This is a genomic window from Candidatus Dependentiae bacterium (assembly GCA_018266175.1).
In the GTDB taxonomy this organism is placed as follows: Bacteria; Babelota; Babeliae; order Babelales; family RVW-14; genus JAFEAY01.
Map to the genome: position 1 here is coordinate 1 of JAFEAY010000001.1, position 5668 is coordinate 5668.

A 5668-nucleotide genomic window follows, 5' to 3' on the forward strand; every position below is an offset into this window, starting at 1 on the left:
AATTTCAAAGTATTTCTCATCCATATAAACATAAATACATGTAGAGATTAATACAGATAAAACGCTAAGAAATGTTATAATATATCGATTTTGCATTAAAGGTTCAGCTAACGTTTTCGGGCTTTGCGTTCGGGCGGGTTTCGGAGCACAAAACTGTCAACCAACACTGAACTTGAATAGAAGCAAAAAGCTCCAAGTTTGTACGTCACCCCGCCTGACGCAAAACCCGTGTTAGCGGGTCGTTGTTTACTTTTCTACAAGTTTCCTTAATCCGTCAATTACTACTGCCCAATTTTCAGAAGAATGTTTTGCTTTTTCTTCATCATAGTTTGATTGCGTGATAATCAATTCTGTTCCGCCTTTTGTTTGAGTTACTTCATAAGAAACTAATAGGTAATTTTCGGGTTTATCATCCAATCCACTCCAACTACTCAAATAAGAATAAGAAAGTTTCTTGTTGGATGAAAATTCCAAAACTACACCTTTGTCAACATACTTAGAGCCTTCATATTCCCCTGTCCATAAAATTTTACTACCAACACTCCAATCTGTTTCTTGATTTGAGCCAAAAAAGTACTGTTTTACTAATTCAGGATTTATTAATGCTTCCCAAACTTTTTCTATTGGGGCTTTAATTAATGTCTGATATTTTGATTGATGATTTGTACGCATAATAATTTTATTTTTTATTAAGTATTTTTTTATTTTTTAATGGGATTGTTTTTAATGTTATTATTTCTGACCTAAATGAGGAAATTTATCTCCTATTAAGTTAAGTTCAATCCCAAATTCTAGATAAGCTTTTAGTCCATCTAAAACGGTAGTAAAGCCACCCGTATTGTTTTTAATTATCTCGATTAAGTCGTCACCTGTTTGGCTAAAACCGTAGTTTTTAATAACGACATAAGTTGAGTTATCTGTTAATGCTGTAAACTCAAAGTCAACCGTTGTTGTTGGGTCATCCCATTCAATAGTAATTTTTTTATTTGGTATAATTTCCTTTACCTGTATTCCACTTGAAACATTATACATTTCCCATTCCCAAGTGACTGTCTTGCCAACTTCTAATTGTCCACTTGATTTAGTAAACCAAAATTTCGTTGTAATAGCTGGGTCAATAAAAGATTGAAAAACGATTGATATAGGTTTTCTGATTAACATTTGTGTTTCTACTGTCGGCATGTTATTTGTCATTTTATTGCTTTTAAAATTTCAAAATTCTGTTTTCGTTGGGTCGTCCTACAATGCCCGCTAACGTTTTCGGGCTTTGCGTTCGGGCGGGTTTACACTACAAATGTTGATACGAAGCACACAGTTCAAATTTACGAAAAACTGTCATATGAAGCACTGCACCCGCCATTTTGCCAAACTGCTGTTAGCGGTTCGTTGTTTATTTTTCTGGTGTTGCTGTTTCCCGTATCTCAACACTTGTATTTTGTCCATTTAATATTGGGCACTTCTTTGCAATTTTTGTCGCTTCGTCAAGATTCTTCGCTAAAATAATGATGTAGCCTGCAATAGAATTGTTGTCGGCAATGTGTGGTGCTTCAACAACTTCATTGTTTGGTTTCAGCACTCGTCCTTGTCGGGAGAAATGGTTGCCACCGTCTGCAAGTTGGTCGTTGTCTGCAATTTCGTTTATCCAACTCATCCATTGTTGCATATAGGTTTCCATTTGCTTTTTGGTCGGTTGTGCTTCTGCGTTTGTGATGTTCATACGGAACAGTAATACAAATTCTTTCATCTTAATTTTTTTTTGCAAAGATGATTTATCAAGTTTATACACACTTTGATTTAGGTCAAAATCGTTCTATTTGGATTTTAGTCGGCTAAGTGTTTCTTCCCTAATGTCAAGATATGAAGCCAATACTCTGTTTGAAAGATGTTGAATTAAAACGGGATTTTCCTTCAAAACCTTGTCGTATCGTTGTTTGGCAGTTAAGGTAGTTAGCTGTTCAATTTTTCTGTTTTGGAATGAATAGGCCATTTCTAAAATCTGCTGATAAAAATTTTTCCAACTTATCATTTCCTTATTAAGGCGAAAAAAATTTGAATGACTAATTGCTAATAATTCTGTATCGTCAAGTGCCTCTATAAATTCAATGGATGGTTTTTGAGAAATGAAACTTGTCAATGCAGTTCCTATGTGATTGTCAAGCATTACATACCTTGTTTTTTCGTGTCCATTTTTGTCAATGAAAAAGGTTCTGATACAGCCTGAATGAACAAAATAAAATTCTTTACATATGCTTCCTTCGTGTAGCAAAATGTCATTTTTCTTTATTGATTTTGGCTTGAAGCAAGCTGATATTTCTTCAAGTTCACCTTCTTCAAAGTCTGAGAATATTTTAAGTACTTTTTTTAAATTGTCTGTCATTTTTATTGTCTGTACGATGTCGCTTTACAATGACCGCTAACGCCCGGGTATTGCCGAAGGCGTGGTGTTTTAGCACTAACGTTCAACAAACTTACCAAAGTTTAAATTTAGCAAAACTGTTTCATAGTATTCCGTCCGCCACGCTTTTGGCAATACCATGTTGTGCGTTCGCTTTTTATTGTGTCAAGATTTTTTGAATTTCCATTTTATAGTCGGGATTTCCCGTCATTCCGTTATGCCCTTGTCCATGAAGTGTAATAAGCTTGTCCTGCTTTTTAAATTCTTTTTGAAGTTTTAAAGATGAGCCATAATAAATTACTTCGTCTTGGTCGCCATGAAAAACCACAATTGGCGTTTTGCAATCCTTTATATACTCATTTGTCTCAAACTTATACTTTAAAATAAAAGTCGGAATTATTGGATATGTATGTCTCATCATATCTGTCAAACTATAATATGGTGCTTGTAAAATCAAAAGTTTTGGATTGTTTGTTGATGCAGTTTTTGCAGCAAGTCCTGTCCCTATTGAATAACCTAAAACTATTATTTTGCTTTCAGGATATTTTGTTTTTAGTTGATTATAAGCTATTTGGATGTCTTGGAAGAATTTAGTTTGTCCATTAATTGCTCCTTCACTTTTACCATAACCACGATAGTCCAACATAAAAACGTCATAATTTAAGTCAGTATAGGTTTTAGCTACGTCACCCCACGAACTTAAAGAACCTGCATTTCCGTGCAAATAAAATATGACACCTTTTGAACTATCCGCTTTGAAGAGAATAGCGTTTAGGAATTTGTTGTCTGTTGTTTTTACATTTACTTCTTCAAATTTTTGGTCAAAATTAAATTTGTAATCCTTGTCTAATTTTTGCGGGAAGAAAATTAGTTTCTCTTGAAAAAAATATAGGAAACTACAAATAATTATGTATAGTCCTAACACAAGTTTTAAAGTTCTAAGAAGTATTTTTTTCATTGAAGGGTTTGTCTAAAGTGACGCACAACGGTAGCCAGCTTTACGCAGTGCAGGTGTTTGAAAAACTGAACTTCACTTTAGCACTTAAGCAAGCTTTGCCGTTTGATTTGCTAATTTAATCTTTTACGCAACATCAAACGGCAAAGGCGACAATAGAATTACAAATGCTCATTTACTTCCGTCCGCCTGCATTGCGGAAAACTGTTGTTATGCGGTCGCTTTTTGATGTTCAATTATTTGTTGTTTTAGTTCGTCTGTAATGTTTGTCCATTTCGTTTTACCAGTTATTTGAAGTACGCAACCATACTCGCCATTAGTAGCTAAAAGAATTTGTCTAAACCAGTCAAAATAGGTTAATTCATTCGGCTTAGGTGAATATAAAACTTTCTCTGTGTTGTCCCAGTTAACCCCAGATGCGTCTCTATAAATGAATTCAAATTGTTCAACCTGTGGCTTAATAAAAAGTCGTTCTTTGTCGTCAATACCAATTTCTAAAATTTTGTCTTTTGTCATTAGTTGTCCTTGAATTGGTCTTCGTATGCTTTCACGTGATGAGGAAACTCTTCTTCAAAAAATGGATAAGCCACCCCTTCTAGTGTGATTTCAAATTCCTCTCCGTCCATTCCACTTATTTGGTTTCCTAATCCTTTAATTTCAATTCCGTTTTCGTTTATAACTTTTAAGTTCTCTATTGTTCGGGTTGAAATTAATTTGTCATCTGGGTAATCGTCTGCTAATTCTATATTGTTGTCAAGACAGTACTTTTTAAAGAATTTGTAATTGAAAATACTGTCTGTAAAATGTATTAGTCCAAATACAACACCCATCGGTACGTCTGCTTTTTCAAGTTCAGTCGTTCCTATTACTTTATCGTCAAGAATTATGTCATACCGTTTTGTTGTCATTGGTAGCGTGTTTCTTTAAAGTGCCGCATAACGTTTTGGGTATTGCCGAAGGCGGGGGAATTTTAGCACTGTCGCCCAAAAAAAATACCACAGTTTAAATTTAGTAAAAAAGTTTAATCAAAGCCGTTAAGCCCCGCTTTTGGCAATACCTTGTTAGCACCAGTTGTTCTTTTGTCAAGGAATGTCATTAAATAAAATTTGTCCGATTAACTTTTCATTTCTGAAATACATTATAACCTGATGTCCAAAACTATTGTCTGCAAGTGGTTGTCCTTTCAAATCTGTTTTACCATCATAAAAAGCGTCTCCAATGAATGACCATTCAAGTTTTTCAATTCCGTCTGTGATTGCTTGTTTGTCGGGGTTGCCGTAAGTTCTAACTACTTTTTGTTTTGTGTCACCAAGTCTAAAACCCTTGTCCGTTATAAAGAATGGAGAATTAATCTTTGTCGTCTGTTTTAGAAAGCCACCAAATTCTTTTAATTTTTGTTTGTCAGATGCAAGTTCTCCACCTTCTATATGGAGTTCCATTCTATTGATTAAATCGGTTGGAATGTCATTGTTTAAAAAATGATATGTCACTAATCTGTGATAGTCGGTGTAAAGTTCAAAAACTAAAGTCTGCATTATGGTATCATTCCCAAACCAGGCTTTGTCGTGTGATATAGATTTTCCACTTTTTATCTCAAAGTATGGGTTATGTTCTGATTGTCTTAAAAGCATTGCGTTAGTTATTGGATAGTCGTCAACAATAATTTTTTTTATTGTATCAGAAATTACAACAGTAGAATCTTGCTCAGACTTTAAAGCAGTGTCATTGGTTATTGAGTTAACCTTTGGATTTTGGGAGTTTGTATCAGTTTCTGTCCTATAATTATTACAAGATAGAAGTCCTATGAAAATTGGAATTGTAATTGTTTTTAGGGTCGTCATACAATTGGTGCTAACGTCCGGGCTTTATGCAGGTGGGGATTAGTATTCCTTCAGCCCAACCGACGGTCAACCCATTTTTTATTTGATTGCTGAAAGTATGAATAAATGTTGATAGTAAAATGTCTGCCCACCGCTGCCCAACAAAGAACTACTGCCCAACGAGTTCCGTCCCGCCCCACTTGCATAAAACCCTTGTTGTGTGTAGTGGCATTTCGTCTTGAAATTTAGTATTCTAAAAAATTAGAAATTCTATAAATGTCATTCTTGATTCTCTTGAAAAATTGATGGCTCGAATATTTTATTCCGTTCAACCGCTTGTCTGAAAAAAAAATGCCTTTAATCATTTTGAGCTTTTTCTTTGTATTTCAAGTGACCTATTATTAATGAAATATGTTTCTACATTTTGATGTTTCCTACAAATAGATGTTGAAAAAAAGAGAACAGTTTTAATTTGTTTCCAACGTTTTTTAAAAATGT

8 protein-coding genes are annotated in these 5668 nt (G+C 34.3%); all 8 read right to left on the bottom strand.

Annotation, left to right across the window (positions count from 1 at the left end):
- Window positions 1–246: 246 nt before the first annotated feature.
- On the bottom strand, window positions 247–672 hold the full coding sequence (locus JST56_00005; protein MBS1987357.1) for an SRPBCC domain-containing protein: 426 nt from the start codon (window positions 670–672) through the stop codon (window positions 247–249).
- Window positions 673–732: 60 nt separating this feature from the next.
- On the bottom strand, window positions 733–1194 hold the full coding sequence (locus JST56_00010; GenBank protein MBS1987358.1) for an SRPBCC family protein: 462 nt from the start codon (window positions 1192–1194) through the stop codon (window positions 733–735).
- Window positions 1195–1390: 196 nt separating this feature from the next.
- A complete protein-coding gene (locus JST56_00015) occupies window positions 1391–1717 on the bottom strand; it encodes a transcription initiation protein (protein MBS1987359.1) in 327 nt (108 codons plus the stop codon).
- Between the two features lie 93 nt (window positions 1718–1810).
- Complete coding sequence (locus tag JST56_00020; protein ID MBS1987360.1) at window positions 1811–2377, bottom strand: cyclic nucleotide-binding domain-containing protein; 567 nt, start codon at window positions 2375–2377, stop codon at window positions 1811–1813.
- Window positions 2378–2552: 175 nt separating this feature from the next.
- A complete protein-coding gene (locus JST56_00025; protein ID MBS1987361.1) occupies window positions 2553–3353 on the bottom strand; it encodes an alpha/beta fold hydrolase in 801 nt (266 codons plus the stop codon).
- A gap of 207 nt (window positions 3354–3560) precedes the next feature.
- The gene (locus tag JST56_00030; GenBank protein MBS1987362.1) at window positions 3561–3866 is read right to left on the bottom strand and encodes a hypothetical protein; all 306 of its coding nucleotides are present in this window, start codon (window positions 3864–3866) and stop codon (window positions 3561–3563) included.
- The gene (locus JST56_00035) at window positions 3866–4258 is read right to left on the bottom strand and encodes a hypothetical protein (protein MBS1987363.1); all 393 of its coding nucleotides are present in this window, start codon (window positions 4256–4258) and stop codon (window positions 3866–3868) included. The genes JST56_00030 and JST56_00035 overlap by 1 nt, the downstream gene beginning before the upstream one ends.
- A 174-nt stretch (window positions 4259–4432) precedes the next feature.
- Entirely contained in the window at window positions 4433–5191 is a 759-nt protein-coding gene (locus tag JST56_00040; protein ID MBS1987364.1) for a hypothetical protein, read from the bottom strand.
- Between the last annotated feature and the right edge of the window lie 477 nt (window positions 5192–5668).